Annotated in this window: 16 protein-coding genes; all 16 read right to left on the bottom strand. The window is 39.9% G+C overall.

Annotated features, from left to right (window positions below):
- Positions 1–58: 58 nt before the first annotated feature.
- Positions 59–931, bottom strand: coding sequence for a helix-turn-helix domain-containing protein (locus HMPREF2697_RS01110; protein WP_014633652.1), 873 nt, complete (start codon positions 929–931; stop codon positions 59–61).
- Between the two features lie 192 nt (positions 932–1,123).
- Positions 1,124–2,473 carry a glucose-6-phosphate isomerase gene (locus HMPREF2697_RS01105; protein ID WP_002883580.1) on the bottom strand — a complete coding sequence of 450 codons (1,350 nt, stop codon included), beginning with the start codon at positions 2,471–2,473 and terminating at the stop codon, positions 1,124–1,126.
- A 103-nt stretch (positions 2,474–2,576) separates the two neighbouring features.
- Positions 2,577–3,392 (bottom strand): endonuclease/exonuclease/phosphatase family protein, encoded by an 816-nt coding sequence (locus HMPREF2697_RS01100; protein WP_002886451.1) that lies wholly within the window; start codon positions 3,390–3,392, stop codon positions 2,577–2,579.
- 97 nt (positions 3,393–3,489) lie between these two features.
- Positions 3,490–5,676: a PTS transporter subunit IIBC gene (locus HMPREF2697_RS01095; RefSeq protein ID WP_014633653.1), complete on the bottom strand. Its 2,187-nt coding sequence runs from the start codon at positions 5,674–5,676 to the stop codon at positions 3,490–3,492.
- Between the two features lie 154 nt (positions 5,677–5,830).
- Positions 5,831–6,769, bottom strand: coding sequence for an AEC family transporter (locus tag HMPREF2697_RS01090; RefSeq protein ID WP_045001970.1), 939 nt, complete (start codon positions 6,767–6,769; stop codon positions 5,831–5,833).
- Between the two features lie 163 nt (positions 6,770–6,932).
- The gene (locus HMPREF2697_RS01085; RefSeq protein ID WP_014633820.1) at positions 6,933–7,745 is read right to left on the bottom strand and encodes a metal ABC transporter permease; all 813 of its coding nucleotides are present in this window, start codon (positions 7,743–7,745) and stop codon (positions 6,933–6,935) included.
- Positions 7,738–8,445, bottom strand: coding sequence for a metal ABC transporter ATP-binding protein (locus tag HMPREF2697_RS01080; protein ID WP_014633656.1), 708 nt, complete (start codon positions 8,443–8,445; stop codon positions 7,738–7,740). The genes HMPREF2697_RS01085 and HMPREF2697_RS01080 overlap by 8 nt, the downstream gene beginning before the upstream one ends.
- Before the next feature lies 1 nt (position 8,446).
- Positions 8,447–8,890 (bottom strand): zinc-dependent MarR family transcriptional regulator, encoded by a 444-nt coding sequence (locus HMPREF2697_RS01075; protein WP_022496535.1) that lies wholly within the window; start codon positions 8,888–8,890, stop codon positions 8,447–8,449.
- Positions 8,891–9,053: 163 nt separating this feature from the next.
- Complete coding sequence (gene dusB / locus HMPREF2697_RS01070) at positions 9,054–10,031, bottom strand: tRNA dihydrouridine synthase DusB (RefSeq protein WP_002883588.1); 978 nt, start codon at positions 10,029–10,031, stop codon at positions 9,054–9,056.
- Complete coding sequence (gene hslO, locus HMPREF2697_RS01065; protein WP_045769213.1) at positions 10,024–10,890, bottom strand: Hsp33 family molecular chaperone HslO; 867 nt, start codon at positions 10,888–10,890, stop codon at positions 10,024–10,026. The genes dusB and hslO overlap by 8 nt, the downstream gene beginning before the upstream one ends.
- Before the next feature lie 79 nt (positions 10,891–10,969).
- A complete protein-coding gene (locus HMPREF2697_RS01060) occupies positions 10,970–11,329 on the bottom strand; it encodes a hypothetical protein (protein ID WP_070849254.1) in 360 nt (119 codons plus the stop codon).
- Positions 11,330–11,455: 126 nt separating this feature from the next.
- The gene (locus tag HMPREF2697_RS01055; RefSeq protein ID WP_045771698.1) at positions 11,456–12,385 is read right to left on the bottom strand and encodes an ABC transporter ATP-binding protein; all 930 of its coding nucleotides are present in this window, start codon (positions 12,383–12,385) and stop codon (positions 11,456–11,458) included.
- Between the two features lies 1 nt (position 12,386).
- Complete coding sequence (locus HMPREF2697_RS01050) at positions 12,387–13,427, bottom strand: ABC transporter ATP-binding protein (protein ID WP_014633662.1); 1,041 nt, start codon at positions 13,425–13,427, stop codon at positions 12,387–12,389.
- A gap of 13 nt (positions 13,428–13,440) precedes the next feature.
- The gene (locus HMPREF2697_RS01045) at positions 13,441–14,472 is read right to left on the bottom strand and encodes an ABC transporter permease (protein ID WP_155213976.1); all 1,032 of its coding nucleotides are present in this window, start codon (positions 14,470–14,472) and stop codon (positions 13,441–13,443) included.
- Between the two features lie 10 nt (positions 14,473–14,482).
- Positions 14,483–15,397, bottom strand: a complete 915-nt coding sequence (locus HMPREF2697_RS01040) for an ABC transporter permease (RefSeq protein ID WP_045001977.1) — start codon at positions 15,395–15,397, stop codon at positions 14,483–14,485.
- A 130-nt stretch (positions 15,398–15,527) separates the two neighbouring features.
- Entirely contained in the window at positions 15,528–17,174 is a 1,647-nt protein-coding gene (locus tag HMPREF2697_RS01035) for a peptide ABC transporter substrate-binding protein (RefSeq protein WP_045769209.1), read from the bottom strand.
- Between the last annotated feature and the right edge of the window lie 28 nt (positions 17,175–17,202).

The following is a 17,202-nucleotide window of genomic DNA, read 5'->3' as shown; positions in this document are numbered from 1 at the left end:
AGTGATGTCATACTATGGTCTTAGTTTATTCTATTTTTTAACTCACTCTATAAAATTGTCATATAGTGGAATTTAACAACTCTTGATACTCTGATTCCTTAGCAAGCAATAACTTTTCCGCACCTAAAGTCCTAAGAGTTTCTAAGCACCCCTCAATTAGATTTCTCCCTTCAGCAACTTCGCCCGACTTTATCAAGTAAGACCCCATCACAAATATCAACTCATGTCTTTCATATAAGAGGACCTCAGGAATTCCACTATCATTGACTAAATCTAAATAGTATTTCGCTGAATCTAGTTCATCACGTCGTAAAAATTCATAAGCTGCATTAATAAGAAGACTAATTCGGATTCTTTGATTTGAGTCGCTATTTCCAAAAAGTCTAGTTTTATACACAATCTCCTTGGTCAAAACATTAAGTGTCTGGGTGGAAATAAACGACATACTATTTCCTAATATGATTAACTCTCTTTTTCCCCATTGTTCAATGCTAAAAAGATAGTCTGTTAATTCCCTTACCTTATTTTCATCAACCTCTTTATTTGAAACACTTGCCAAAAAAGATTCTAGCATAATACTGTTATAGAGAAATGATTTGTCTTGTGTAACCTCAAATTTACGACGCTCTTCTCCAGCGTACTTCTGTAACGATAAACTATCGTTTTGATAATAAGCCTTACTAGCACTTTCTAATAACTTTTCAGTATGAGTTGGATTATCTTGAGATAAAATACCATAGAACTCTTCAATACTGACATCCAATTTATCTAACAAAAGAAAAAATCTAGATAATGAGATATCAGATTCTCCACGTTCAAATTTTGATAGGAAAGATACTGATAAATAATCACTAGCAAGCTCTTTCAATGTCAAATTCTTTGATAAACGAATTTTTTTCAACAAAGCACCCATTTCCACAGGTCCAATCATGATTCATCCTCCTATGCTTGAACTAATTATAACAACAATCATTTCTAAATTAAAGAGCCACAAAACCCAACTAGCCAGTCCAAAATATTTAAAATAAAAATTCGTAAATTAACCTACAAGAAATCATTAATGGAGAGTTTTAGCCTACAAATGAATAAAAAAAGACCAGCCAAAGCTGATCTTATCTGAGAATTACAAGCGAGCGTTAAGTTCTGCTCCAAGTTCTTCAAATCCTGGTTTACCAAGAAGAGCGAACATGTTTTTCTTGTATGCTTCTACACCTGGTTGGTCGAATGGGTTGATAGCATTCAAGTAACCTGAAAGGGCGATAGCAATTTCAAAGAAGTAGATGATGTAACCCAATGTAAAGGCATCTTGTTCAGGAAGAGTGATGAACATGTTTGGCACATCACCATCTGTGTGAGCAAGAAGAACACCGTCTGTTGCTTTTTTGTTAACAAAGTCAACATCTTTACCTTGGAGGTAACCAAGTCCATCAAGATCTTCTTCCAATTCAGGGATAATCACGTTCTTACGTGGTTTTTCCACACGAACAACTGTCTCAAAGAGGTTACGTGTACCTTCTTGGATAAATTGTCCAAGAGAGTGCAAGTCTGTTGAGAAGTTTGCTGATGTTGGGTAGATACCTCTTTGGTCTTTACCTTCAGATTCACCAGCCAATTGTTTCCACCATTCTGAGAAGTATTGAAGTGATGGTTCGTAGTTAGCCAAGATTTCAGTTGTGTAACCTTTACGGTAAAGGATGTTACGAAGTGCAGCGTATTGGTAAGCTTCGTTTTCAGAGATTTTAGATGAAGAATACTCTTTACGTGCAGCGTTAGCACCTTCCATAAGGGCTTTGATATCAGCACCTGAAGCTGCAATTGGCAAGAGACCTACAGCTGTCAATACTGAGAAACGTCCACCGATGTCATCTGGAACAACGAAAGTTTCCCAACCATTAGCATCTGCTTCAACTTTAACTGCACCTTTTTGGCGGTCAGTTGTTGCGTAGATACGTTTGTTTGCTTCCTCTTGACCGTATTTCTTAACAAGGAGTTCCTTGAAAACACGGAAAGCGATAGCTGGTTCAGTTGTTGTACCTGATTTAGAGATAACGTTAACTGAGAAGTCTTTATCTTCAACATACTCAAGCAAGTCTGCAAGATAAGTTGATGAAATTGAGTTACCAGCGTAAACAATTTGTGGAGCTTTGCGTTCTTCTTTTGTTTGAAGGTTAGCAAAGTGATGATTCAAGAAGTCAATGGCTGCTTTGGCACCAAGGTAAGAACCACCGATACCGATAACAACCAAAACATCGCTTTCTTCTTTGATTTTTTCAGCAGCTTTCAAGATACGATCAAATTCTTCACGATCGTAGTTTTCTGGAAGGTCACGCCATCCAAGGAAGTCTGCCCCTGGGCCAGTTCCTTTGCGAATCATTTCGTCTGCTACTGTTACTTGTGCTTGAAGGTTGTCCACTTCGTGTGGTGCTACAAATTTATCCAAAACTTTTGAATAATCAAATGTAATATGAGCCATTAGTCTCTCCTTATAAAAATTCAATTATAGCTTCTAGTTTACTCTTTTATTTGTCTTTTGACAATGTTTTTTACCCTTATTAGGTCATAATAGGATACAGTTTCTACTTAAATGTTAATTCTGCTTCAAGACCGTAGTGGTCGCTTACCAAAGGTTGATTGTTGCCATCAAAAATCACGCTAAGGCGCTCTACTGTCCAATCTTGGCTAGCAAAGACATAATCGATACGTAAAGGCTCTTCATTGCCCTTCCAACCATCGATACCTGGTCCAACTGTATAGCTACCAGTTGTTTCTTTAGCTACTTCAAAACTATCTTGAAGATTGAGTGAGCTAGCCAAAATGGCTTGATGCCCTTCGCGACCTGCTGGGTTGTTAAAGTCACCTGCTAGGATGAGCGGTTTCCCAATAGCTTTGAAACGTTCCTCAATACGTGCCCACTCTTCTTGGAAACCTTTGTCCCACCATGAAAGGTGAACACTAGCAACAGCAACTTCTCGGCCATCTACAGTAGTTTCAGCAACTGCTACACGGCGTGTATGGTAGTCAGTTGGATCATCAACATCTGAAACCAAGATTTCGCTAGCTGTCAATGGTTGACGTGACAAGACGGCAACCCCCTCATTAAGGTGATCATAACCAATGTGATTATAGGCCCAAGTCCAATGGTATTGAAGCCCTTCTTCAGCTAACTTTTCCACAAGAAGACGGACAAAGTGATCTTGGTGGATTGGTGTTGCTGATGGAAGTGCATGATAGTAAGCATCCGTGTCCACAACAGAAGTCTCTATTTCTTGGTTAACTTCCTGGAAGCAAATAATATCATACTGAGCCTTTAGGATCTGTTCCTTTAAGGTTTGGAATTTTCCTTCTGCATCTTCTTCCATCCAACTGTGAGTATTTAAAGTTAGAAATTTCATAAGTTTATCCCTCTTCTGACTTGCATCTAGAAATGACATAGGGTCATTTACAAACAAAACAGCCCAAGGGCTGTCTGCTTGTTTATCGTTTAGCAAATTAAAGTTCTACTTTTGCAACTGGAGCGTTAGCAGCCAATTTACCTGTATGTTCTACTTTAACTGATTTGATTGCATCTGCATTTGTAAAGACAACAACTGTAGATGTTTCACGACCTGCTTCACGGATAGCATCAAGGTTTGCTTCAACCAAGAGATCACCTGCAGCAACTGTTTGACCTTCAGTAACTTTAACGTCGAATGGTTTACCTTCAAGACTAACAGTGTCAAGTCCGATGTGAACCAAAACTTCAAGACCATTGTCTGTTACCAAACCAAGAGCGTGTTTAGTTGGGAAGATGCTTGTCACTTTACCAGCTACTGGTGAAACGATTTTACCGTTTTCTGGTTCTACAGCGAAGCCGTCACCCATCATTTTTTGTGAGAATACTGGGTCTTTAACATCTTCGATGTTGATAACTTGACCATCAGCAACTGAATGCACTTCATCAGTCACACCTTTGAAGTTAGCTTCTGCTTTTTGAACAGCAGTCATTTGACTTGGAAGTGTTTCAGGAATAACTTCACCTGAATCAAGAACGTCTTGGATATCAGATTTCAATACGTCTGCTTTAGGACCATAGATAGCTTGAACCCCTTGTCCTTTCATGACAAGACCCATAGCTCCTTCAGCTTTCCATTGTTCTTCAGTTCCGACTTTTTCAGCGTCTTTAACAGTAACACGGAGACGAGTCATACATGCGTCAACATCGACGATGTTAGCACGTCCACCAAGAAGGTTGATGATGTTGATAACTTGTGAGCTTGCTGAGCTTGTTCCAGCACTTGCTGATCCAGCAGATTCTGATGAAGAATCTTCACCTTGCTCATAGTTACCGTTACGTCCTGGTGTAGCGTAGTCAAATTTCTTAATCATGAAGTTTGCGATGAAGAACATGATAACACCAAAGAGTACAGTTACCCAAATGAAGTTAACGATATCCATCGCCAAACCAGCGTTAATAGCAAGTGGTGTACGTGTCAAGAACTCGATAGAACCGAATGAGTGAACACGAAGGTGAACGATATCAGCCATGGCAAAGGCACATCCTTGCACCAAAGCATAAATGATGTAAAGTGGAGTAGCCACGAACATGAACATGTACTCGATTGGCTCTGTTACCCCTGTCAAGAATGTTGCAAGTGCAGTTGCAGTCAACATCCCTTTGTATTGATGTTTCTTATCATCATCAACGTTACGGTAGATAGCTACCACCATACCCATCAAGATACCAAATGAACCAATCATTTGACCAACTTTAAAGCGGGCTGGTGTAACAGATTCAAGAAGGTGTTTGTATTGTTCTGGGTGTGCACCTTTAAGGTTTGCAAGGTCAGTAACCCAGGCAAGCCAGAGTGGGTCTTGACCCAATACTTCAGTACCTTTAGCGGCACCAGTCAATACGTGGTAAGTACCACCCAATTGAGTGTAGTTAATTGGGATAGTCAACATGTGGTGGAGACCAAATGGCAAGAGAAGACGTTCCAAAGTACCGAACAAGAACGGTGCCAAGATTGGAGCAGTTTCTTTTGAGTTGGCAATCCACATACCGAAGCCGTTGATTCCTGATTGGATAACTGGCCATACGATAGCAAGGACGATAGCTGCGATAGCTGAACGAAGAATAACTACGAATGGTACGAAGCGTTTACCATTGAAGAATGACAAAGCTTCTGGCAATTTACGGAAGTTATAGTATTTGTTGAAGGCAGTAGCTCCGATGAAACCAGAGATGATACCTACGAACACACCCATGTTGAGGGCTGGAGCTTCCATAACACTGATGAAGTAATCAGATACCTTGATTGATTGACCAAAAATGGTGTGGACTGTAGCAGCCTTATCAGCAAGAATATCTGAAGTAACACCAAAGATTGAACCAGTCAAACGGTTAATCAAGATAAAGGCAAGACCTGCCGCAAAGGCACCGCCTGCACGTTCCTTAGCCCAGCTACCACCAATGGCAAGGGCGAACAAGATGTGAAGGTTACCAATAACCCCCCAACCAATCTGCTCAAGAAATCCACCAGTAATAACGAGTGGTGCCACGTTTGGATTAATCATGGCAACTGTTTTACCGAGTGAGATCATGAGACCTGCTGCTGGCATAACTGCGATAACAACCATGAGGGCTTTACCGAATTTTTGCCAGAACTCAAAGCCAAATTTTTCTTTTAGCTTATTCATTTCATTTCCTCCTACGTTTCGATGCAAACGCTTGCATAACTTATGTAATTATTATAGCATCTTTTTACGATTTGTAAAGCGTTTTCGTAAACTTTTTTTGAATTTTTTTACAAATTTAAAAACCCCCAGAAAAACAGGGGTTACTTGATTATTTTTAAGCCATAAGAACCATCAAAATTGGGATAACAATCATGGTTGCAAGGGTAGTCTCAGTAACCATAACAGCTGCGTAATCACTATCAGCTCCATAGAGTTTAGCAACTACTGGAGCATTGGTCATGACAGGCATGGCAGACTGGATGATAAAAACTTGTTTCATCAAAGTTGGGAGAGGTGCCCAGTAAACAATGGCAGCCATCAAGAGAGGGGCAACTACAAAGCGTCCCAACAAAATCAATACCTGGTCCTTTTTAAGAACCAACTGCTTCACACCTGCATTTGACACTGACAAACCGATGAAAATCATAGATAAAGGAGTCGTCAAACTACCCAAATACTTCAAGTCACTGGCTAAAAAAGTTGGTAATTTAATATGAAGGATAACAATAATAAGACCTAACATGAAACCCATTAGAGGGGGTGAGAAGATCTTTTTCAGACTTGTTTTTAAATCAAATTCTGCCTCTCCTTCCCCATCTCGCTGAATAAGGTAAGTTCCCAAGGTCCAGAAAAAGGTCGTATTGCACATATAATAGATAAGAACATAGGGAATACTAGCATCGCCAAAGAGGGCTTGATTGATAGGGAGCCCCACAAAAATGGTGTTTGAATTAAAAAACATGGAGATAAAGAGACCACGACGCTCCTTTTTCACTGCAAAAATACTAGCCACCGCTGTCGCAATCCCAAGTAAAATCACCATGGACAGTGCAGGAAAACGCAATTCTGGTAACATCTTGAGCAGGTCTGTCGCTGTGAAACGCTGTGTGATCGTATAGAGCATGTAACAAGGCAGGGCAATTTGAGTGACTAGCTTAGCTATAAGACCACGTGACTTGTCGTCAAACCAGCCTTTTTCGCCCATAACGAATCCCACTAAAATCATACCCAAGATGACTAGGATGCCCGATATACTCGTTAAAAAGATTTCCATGTTTTCTCCTTTTTTGTTACTGTTACAAATAATAGTAGACACCAGAAAAAACTAATCATTTTTTCTGCCTAGAAATCTACCATTCTTATTTTAACTTCTCTCAAAAACCACTTTAGTATATCACAAAAAGAGCTTGATTTCTCAAGCCCTTTTCTTCTATTATTTATTCTGCTTTTAAGAGAGGTTCAAAGATGGATACCAGGCCAAAGAAGGCGATGAAGATAAGGGTAATGGTTGCACTAGCTGGTGTTTCCCAATAATAGGAAATAAAGATACCAGAAAGCATGCCAACCAAACCAATACCAATAGCCCAGAAAATGACAGATTTAAAGGTTTGACCTATTTTCATACCAATAGCTGCAGGAAGAATCATGATGGTAGAAACCAAAAGTGATCCTGCTGCTGGAATCATCAGGGCAATCGCTATCCCTGTCACAATATTGAAGAGGAGGGACATGAGACGAACTGGCAAGCCATCCACATGAGCGGTATCCTCGTCAAAGGTCAAAAGATACATAGGACGAATAAAGAGTAGGGTCAAGACCAGTACAATGGCCGCAATAACAAAGAGGGCACGCACCTGCTCAGCGCTAATCGTGATGATAGAACCAAAAAGATAGCTATCCAGACTCATGCTACTGCTACCCGCCTTGTTACTAAGAATAAGAGCCACTGCCAATCCCATTGACATAAGGATAGCCGTCGAAATCTCCATATAATGCTTGTAACTGACCCTGAGATATTCCAAAACCAAAGCGGCAATAACCACAACCACAAGGGTCATCCAAGTGGTTGATTGTCCCAAGAAAATCCCTACAGCCACCCCAGCTAGGGACACGTGACTCAAGGTATCACTCATCAGACTCTGACGACGAAGAATTAAGAAGAGCCCCAAAATTGGCGAAAAGATGCTGATAGCAATCACCGCGAGAATAGCACGTTGCATAAAATCATAGGCTAATAATTCACTAATCATGTCTATGCTCCTCTCCATCCTTTTCATGGACATTGAAACAACGCCAAGGCAATTTCTGGTTACGAACCAGATGAATATTACGGTCTGTGTACTCCTTGACTTCCTCTGGGTCGTGGGTAATCATCAAGACAGACTTGCCATGCTTGTGAGCCGAGTGGTGCATGAGTTCATAGAAAGTATTGGCTGTTCCTGCATCCATACCCGTCGTTGGCTCATCCAAGACAAAGATATCTGGATCTGAGGCAAAAATACGAGCAATAACGGCACGTTGCTTTTGCCCACCTGAGAGACGTCCAATCTGCTTGTGACGATTTTCCCACATACCTACAGACTCAAGGGCACGTTGAACGTGCTCCAAGTCGTGCTTAGTCAAACGACGGAACCAGCCCTTACGAGGATAACGGCCAGACTTCACAAACTCGTAGACCGTGCTTGGAAAACCTGCATTAAAGCTGGCAATTTGCTGGGGAAGATAGGCCATACGAAGCTTTTTACCATCTTTATTGGTTTCAGAGATGGTTACAGTTCCCTTCTTAGGCTTGAGAATTCCTAGGGTAGCCTTAATAAGCGTTGACTTGGCAGCTCCATTCTCCCCAGTTAGGGTTACAAACTCCCCAGAATCCAAATGATAATGAATATTGTCCAGAACGGGCTCCGCATCATACTGGAAGCTCAGTCCTTCAACTGTAATATAGCGCATCTTATTCCTCGATTTTTTCTGCTAATGTTGTCAAGAAACGTCCAATCACCTGACGCTCTTGATTATCAAACTGATCCAATACAGACCGATAAACCCCCAAGGTCTCTTGGTGGTGTTCCTCATGCTCTTGGGCTATGGGTTGAGCTTCTTGTGTCAAGACAAAGTAGGTCACGCGCCCATCATCCTTGTCTTTCTTAGCCTCCAACATGCCCTCTTTGACCAAGGTTTTAACTGCCTTGGTAACAGCAGCTTGGCTGACATTGAGGGTCTTAGCCAACTCAGAATTGGTTTTACGTCCCTCAGACAAAAGCATGAGAATATGCTCCTGGGTATTGGTCAACTTAACCTGACTACGGCACTGACCAATGAGGAGCTCATGCTGATTTTCAGCCTTAAGCAAGATTTGGTTAATCAATTGATTTACTTGTTCTTCTAGTTCTAGCATTGCTTTCTCCATTTACTTAACCAGTTAATTATATCGAAAACACAGAGGTTTTGCAAGGGTGGAGCAAGAAAAAGATTGGTGATGGGCTATCATCACTATCAAGGAAGAATAAAGGTAAAATAAAAACCTAACCAAGCTGGTTAAGTTTTCATCAGATATAGATTTATCGCAAAGTTGCAAAGATTTCTTCGACCTGAGCCACAGACTCGGCACGTGAGACTTCGCCACGAACCTTGGCTGCTCCCGCTGTTCCACGAAGATAGTGTGGCGCAAGACCACGGAATTCACGGACGGCAATCTTCTCACCTTTAAGGTCTACCAAACGTTTGAGGTGGTCTTCAGCGATGTCCAATTTCTTATCAAATGGAAGCTCTGGCAACTCCTCTCCTGTTTCGAAGAAGTGGTTGATTTGCGTGAAAATGTAAGGATTGTTCATAGCTGCACGACCCACCATAACAGCATCTACACCAAGTTCCTCAATCATAAGTTTAGCATCTTGAACGCTACGAACATCACCATTTCCGATAAATGGAATCTTAGTGATAGCCTTAGCAACACGGGCCAAAGTCTCATGATCACAGTGACCTGTGTACATTTGCTCACGAGTACGGCCGTGCATAGCAAGGGCAGAAACACCTGCAGACTCAGCTGCAAGGGCATTTTCTACAGCCAAGTCACTGTCTGACCAACCTGTACGCATCTTAACAGTCAAAGGAATATCAAGTACTGATGTTACTTCCTTGACGATGTGGTAAATCTTGTCTGGATCCTTGAGCCACTTGGCACCCGCTTCATTTTTAACGACCTTATTGACTGGACAACCCATGTTGATATCAACAATATCAGCCTTGGTATTGGTCTGGATAAAGTCGGCTGCACGCTTCAAGCCCTCAGCATCACCACCGAAAAGCTGGATAGACATTGGATGCTCATTCTCATCGATATGAAGCATATGAAGGGTTTTCTCATTGTTATAGAGGAGCCCTTTTTCAGAGATCATCTCCATAACCACGAGACCTGCACCAAATTCCTTGGCAATGGTACGGAAGGCCGAGTTGGTCACACCTGCCATAGGAGCTAGTACTGTACGATGAGGAATCTCCACATTTCCAATCATGAAGGACGAATTAAGTTTAGTCATTGATGAGTTCCTCCAAGTCAGCTTCTGAAAACTCATACTTGGTTTGGCAGAATTGGCAGACGATTTCAGCCCCATGATCCTCGTCTTTCATGGCTTGAAGTTCATCCTTACCAAGCGTCAAGAGGGTATTTTCAAAACGTTCAAGTGAGCAATCACACTCAAAGCTAAGCTCCTCTTCAGACAAACGTTTGAAAGGTTCATCCCCATAAATGGCATTCAAGAGAGCTTCGATATGGTCATCAGACTCCAAAAGCGTTGAAATGGCTGGCATCTCTTGGATGCGTTTTTCGTAACGAGCGATTTCTTCTTCGCTAGCTCCTGGTAAAACCTGAAGCATGAAACCACCAGCAACCTTAACCTTGTCCTCTTCGTCAAGAAGTACATTAAGACCAACAGCAGATGGCGTTTGCTCAGATTCTGTCAAATAGTAGGCAAAGTCTTCACCAATTTCACCAGAAATAAGTGGTGTTGATGACGTGTAAGGATTACCAGTTCCATAATCGATGATTGAGACAAACTGCCCTTGCCCCATAAAAGGCCCCACCAAAACTTCACCAGTCGCTGTTTTCTTGATGTCCACACCAGGATTTTGGATGTAGCCCTTAACATGTCCTTTGGTATCGGCTACAGAGATGATATGACCAAAAGAGCTGTTTCCGATAACCTTAACCGTAATTTTGCTTTCACCTTTTTGGTTAGCAGCCAAGATTTGGTTGGCAATAAGAGTACGCCCCAAGGCAACTGTCGATGATGATAGAGTATTGTGTTTTTCTTGTGCGGTTCTAACAGTTTCCGTGCTATCAAGAACGTAAGCACGGAAAGAACCTGATTCTGAAATTGTTTTAATTAATTTATCCATAGTGATTCTATTATAACACAAAAAAGAGGGTGGAAAAATCGTAAACGCTCGGCGTTTCGCTTCCACACTCTCTATCAAATTACCATGAAAATTCGGATAGTTTTTCCCTCAAACTTGCTATTTTTCTATCATCAAAATGGTGTTTTTGCCTTATTACAGGTGGCAAATTCTCCAAATACTCAATATAGACGCTGACAAGGAGATTATAGTCATTAGTCGTCAAACGCTTGAGTTGACTATGAATGAAGGTAGTTGCCTGATCATACTGTTCATGGATTAACAAGTCGTCAATGTAGTCATTGCCATCAATCGTGTGACCTTTCTCGTCCTCCACCTGACCTAAATCAATATCCAGAGTCTCAAATTTAAAAGCCTTACTGACCACATTAGCTGTCCCTCGAATTTGATTGAGTAGCCAGTCACTGTTATACACTCCCATATTAGTCCCCTCCATTACTTGCTATTCAAATCTATTATATCTTTTTAAATATGTGTTGTAAACGCTTTCTTGCTCTAACAAATAAAAAGGAGGTGACTAAAAATCACCACCTTTTTACAGTCTAATTTAGGCTTCTTCTTTATAATTTTTAGCCTCTGCTTCTGTAGCATAAACAAAATGTCCTGGTCGGATTTCATACATTTGTCTCTTTTCCCCATCATTTTCAATAGAGGAATCATAAATCAAATGTTGACGTTTACGCTCTCTTTCTGGGTCTGGTTCTGGAATGGCAGACAATAAACTCTTTGTATAAGGATGGATCGGATTATGGTAAATCTCATCTGCTGGTCCTACCTCAAGAAGTTTACCCCAATGCATTACACCAATACGATCGGATATATATTTAACCATTGACAAGTCATGTGCAATAAACAAATAAGTTAACCCCTGTTCGTGTTGTAACTTTTGCATCAAATTAACTACTTGTGCTTGAATAGAAACATCTAAAGCAGAGATAGGTTCGTCTGCTACAATAAAATGAGGATTGACCGCTAAAGCACGCGCAATACCAATTCTTTGACGCTGACCACCAGAAAATTCATGAGGATATCTTGATAAGTGATCTTCATTTAATCCCACCAAATTAATAAGTTCTTTAACCTTGGCTTCACGTTCTTCCTTGGATTTAGCCAATTTATGAATATCAATCCCCTCAGCAATAATATCACGAATCTTCATTCGTCCATTAAGACTAGCTTGAGGATCTTGAAAAATCATCTGAGCTGTCTTACGGAAATCATGAAGGTCTTTCCCTTTTAAACTTGATATATCATTACCAGCAAAGGTAACAGTACCCGAATCAATATCATAAAGCTTTAGAATAGAACGCCCAATGGTCGTTTTACCTGAACCAGATTCTCCAACTAGGCCGAAAATTTCGCCCTCATAGATATCAAAGCTAACGTCATCAATGGCCTTAACTTCGTTTGATTTTCCTTTATTAAAAGTTAGAGACACATTTTTTAATTCTACTAACTTCTTACGTTCTTGTGTCATCTTATTTCTCCTTCATCTTTGACCATTTTTCCCATCGTTTCAATATTGGTGAAGGAGGGGTTACTTTAGGAGCTCGTTCATCTAAGAGCCATGTTGCTGCAAAATGCGTATCTGATACTTTAAACATTGGCGGTTCTTCCTGATAATCAATATCTAAAGCAAAGGCATTTCGAGCAGCAAAGGCATCTCCTTTAGGAGGATAAAGTAAGTCTGGGGGAGTTCCTGGAATAGCTTCTAGACTACCAGATTCTGTTTCTGTTGTAGGCATTGAGTTAAGAAGCCCCCACGTGTATGGGTGTTTCGGATTGTAGAAAACCTCATCCACAGTACCATATTCCACAATTTTACCGGCATACATTACCGCTACACGATCAGCCATACCAGCGACAACGCCCAAGTCATGAGTAATAAAAATAATAGATGAATTACGCTCTTCTTGAATTTTTTTCATAAGATGAAGAATTTGTGCTTGAATCGTTACATCTAAGGCTGTCGTAGGCTCATCAGCAATCAAAATTTCAGGATCTGCCGCTAGAGCAATGGCAATTACTGCTCTTTGACGCATTCCTCCTGACCATTGATGAGGATAATCATTTATATGTTCTTCAGCATTAGGTATACCAACATCTTTCATTAATTGTAAAGCCATTTCTAAGGCTTCCTTCTGAGATACCTTGGCATGAAGCATGATAGGCTCAGCAATTTGGTGTCCAATTTTCATAGTAGGGTCAAGGCTGGTCATAGGATCCTGAAAAATCATAGCAATATCATTTCCACGAACTTCAACCCAATCTTGCTCCTTCAAGGTTTGCATATTGCGTCCCTTAAAGGTAATTTCTCCAATTACCTCAGCATTTTTATCTGATAGCCCCATTAGTGTCCTTGTCGTTACAGATTTTCCTGAACCAGACTCACCAACAATCGCTAATGTTTCACCTTTTTTTAAGTCAAAATTAACATCACGAATCGCTTTTACTTCTCCAGCGTAAGTATGAAAATTAACATGGAGATTTTTTACACTTAAAATCGTTTCTTTCGTCATTATTACGCTCCTATTAGTTTTCTTTGTTAGATTTAGGGTCAAATGCATCACGCAAGCCGTCCCCTAAAAGAATGAAGGCAAGAGAGATAAAAACAAGAGCCAAAGCAGGAATAACCACCTGATAAGGGTAGTATTGGAGATTTTCAGACGCATCTGTAATCAACGAACCTAAAGAAGCTGTTGGTGGCTTAACCCCCAAATTGATAGCTGACAGAACTGCTTCATACATAATAGCACTTGGAACTGTCATCATAATTTGAACAATAATGATACCTGAGATATTTGGTAAAACATGTTTAAAAGCTATCTTAAATTTGTTTTCACCCAAAGCGCGTGAGGCTAAAACAAATTCACGTTCTCGATAAGATAAAGTTAAATTGCGTACTTGACGTGCCATAGATGTCCATCCGACAATGGCAATGGATATAATGATTGACATTACACCATTACCCAAGAGAAGTCCTAACATAGTTACTATGACCAAATTAGGGATAGATGAGATGACCTCAATAACACGTTGCATGAAGAGGTCAATTTTCCCACCCAAGAACCCTGACACCAGACCATAGGTCACTCCAATAATCAAATCAATCAAGGTCGCAACAATGGCAATCAAGAGAGAGATACGTATACCAACAATCACACGTTTCGCTAAGCTACGTCCTAGATTATCAGTTCCTAAAATAAATTTATCACCTTTTGGAACAGATTGGTCAGAATACACATCATTAGGTTCCGTATTGCCTGAAAACACGATACTACCATTCCAGAATGGTAAACTATCTGATATTTTTGGGGGTAAATTACGATATGTCTTAACTTCATCACCATTAAAACTATTAGCATCCTTGGCTTTAACAAAGAAATTTGATCCAATTGAAAAGACCAACAGAATCGCTAAAAACCAAAGTGATATGGTCGCCAATTTATTTTTTTTCAGACGTCTCCAAGCATCTTGCGTAAAAGAGAGAGTCGGTTTTTCAATTTTTTCTTGTGATTCAGTATTTCCAGCACCAACAAGTTTGAATAGTTGTTTTTCTTCCATGATACTCTCCTTACTTCAGACGGACACGTGGATCCACAAAACTAGTAATGATATCTGTCAATAGGATAGCTACCATAAGCATAACGGCATAAACAATAGTGGTTCCCATAATGACAGGATAATCTTTTGTTGGAATAGAGGTAACAAACTGTTGGCCAATCCCAGGAATTGAGAAAATCTGCTCTATGAGTGCTGAACCTGTTAGGATATTAGCTGCCATTGGACCGATTAAGGTAAGAACAGGAATCATTGAATTGCGATAAGCATGTCTATTACTAATTTGACGAGCTGTTAAGCCCTTGGCCCTAGCTAGTTGAATAAAATCAGTATTCATAGTTTCAATCATTTCACTACGGAAAAAACGTGTAACTTGAGCAAATACTGGAATAGCAAGAGCTAAAGTAGGTAAAATAGTTTGGCTAAATGAACCCCACCCAGATAAAGGAAGAACTCCCCACTTAAATCCGAGATAATCCAAAAGCAAAAGACCAATAATAAATGAAGGTACTGAAATACCGAGTGTTGATAGCACGCTCAAGATATTATCAATCCAATTATTTTTATTACGCGCTGACACTGCTCCTACAAAAAGACCAGCCAACACCCCAACAACAAGGGCTTGAATACCCAGTTGCGCTGAAACTGCCAAACGCTGACTAATCATCATGCTAACAGGCTGATTAGCAGACTGATAGCTTGTTCCTAAATCACCGTGCAGTACATTCCAAAGATATTGCAAATACTGTTGCCATACAGGCTTATCTAACCCATATTGCTTATTCATAACCGCAATCATATCATTCGTTAATTTGGGATTATTGAATGGTGACCCCGGCATAACTTGCATTAGGAAGAAAGATAGAGTGACAACCACCCATAAGGTAACTAGCAATATAGCTATCCTTTTCAATAAATATTTCGTCATAAAATTTCCTTTATCTAACAACGAAAGAAGCTGGGACTAAAGCCGCCAGCTTCTTAGTTCATTTTGTGATAAACGTACATACAGTAGCTGATGAATGTTCTACTTTACTCTGTCATTATAATGATAGCAACTATTTATCTTTATAAGCATAGGTGAAGTCAACATCAAGACCAGTTGAGTTACGTACAAGTCCTTTGATTGAAGGATTTTGCAAACCTTTTGTAAATCGGAAGTAAATCGGATTATACATTGCTTCATCATAAAGTGCTTTTTCAGCAGTTTTATAATCATTTGCAGCAGCTGTTGGATCTAATGCATCAGTTGAAAGTGCTTTTTCATAGGCTGCATCATATGTAGAGCTATTTGCCTTACCATAGTTATAAGCTGAATTTGAAGTGAACAAGCCATAGAATGTTGATCCTTCTGGATAGTCACCACCCCAAGAGACAAGAGCAACATCAAAGTTTTGATTCTTGGTATCTTCAAGACGTTGTTTGAATGTCACAAATTTTTCTTCAACAGTCAAACCAGGAAGAGCTTTTTCCCAAGTTTCCTTAATATAATCAACTGCAGCTTTAGAAACAGGGGAATCTGAATCTGCTGTAATTGTCAATTTCAAGTCACTTAAACCAGCTTCAGCAAGACCTTCTTTAAAGAGCTTAGCTGCTTCTTCCTTGTTATAGCTATAGCCAGGTGCTACATATTTAGATAAATCAGTACCATCAGGTAATTTTTCCAATCCAGTAGGTACAAGACTAGTTGCTGGAACTGAACCTGTATCAACCGCAGCTTCGACAATACCTTTACGATCAGTAGCAAGGTTGAGGGCTTGACGGATTTTAAGATTATCTAGACCTTTAACTTTGCCAGTTTCATTATAGGTCATATAACTTGTTGTTGCTTCTGGAACTGTAACAACATCTTTATTCTTTTTATTAGAATTAAAAATTGCTGACGTACTTGAAATGCTTGCAAAGTCAAGTTGACCTTGTTTATACATTTGAACGGCTGTATCAGGTTTCTTAACCGTTTGAATATTGATTGTCTTTGTTTTGACGTGCTTAGCATCCCAATAATTGTCATTTTTGACAAGTTTAAAGCTACCACTTGTACCATTCCAATTTTCAACTTTAAAAGGTCCAGAATAAATTTGTTTATCAGACTTCGTTCCATATTGTTTTCCAGTCTTTTCTACAAATTCCTTATGTTGCGGAACAAAATTTGAGAATGACAAAAGACTCTTAAATTGTGGAGAAGGATTTGACAAGGTAAAGATAACTTTATTACCCTCAGCCTTAACACCCAACTCTTCAACACTCTTCTTACCAGCAATAATATCTGCAGCATTAACAAGGTGAGAATCTGAAGCGAGGTAAGCATATTCAGAAGCTGTAGCAGGATCAACCATACGTTGCCAAGTATAGACAAAGTCCTCAGCAGTAAGTTTAGTACCATCTGAATACTTCAAGTCATCTCTAAGAGTAGCTGTATAAGTCAAACCATCGGCCGACACATCAACCTTTTCAGCCAAATCAGGTTGCAACTTACCATTTTTATCAACACGGAGCAAGTTGCTTTCTGAATTCCCAATCGCCAAGGCCGAATAGTGGTCTGTATTTTTAGAAACATCAAGTGTCAATATTTCAGTAGGTGTGTACCAGTTAATTTCATCTTTACTTGAGGTTGATTTTGAACCACAAGCAGCAAGAAGTGTTGCAGAAGCCAAAGCAATTACTCCAGTAGCTACAATACTTTTAAAGTTACGTTTCTTAATCATGTTTATAAGAAACCTCCTCCAATAAAAA

It is taken from the genome of Streptococcus sp. HMSC064D12, from assembly GCF_001837205.1.
GTDB lineage: Bacteria > Bacillota > Bacilli > Lactobacillales > Streptococcaceae > Streptococcus > Streptococcus salivarius_D.
This window is presented reverse-complemented; position numbering and strand designations above follow the sequence as displayed.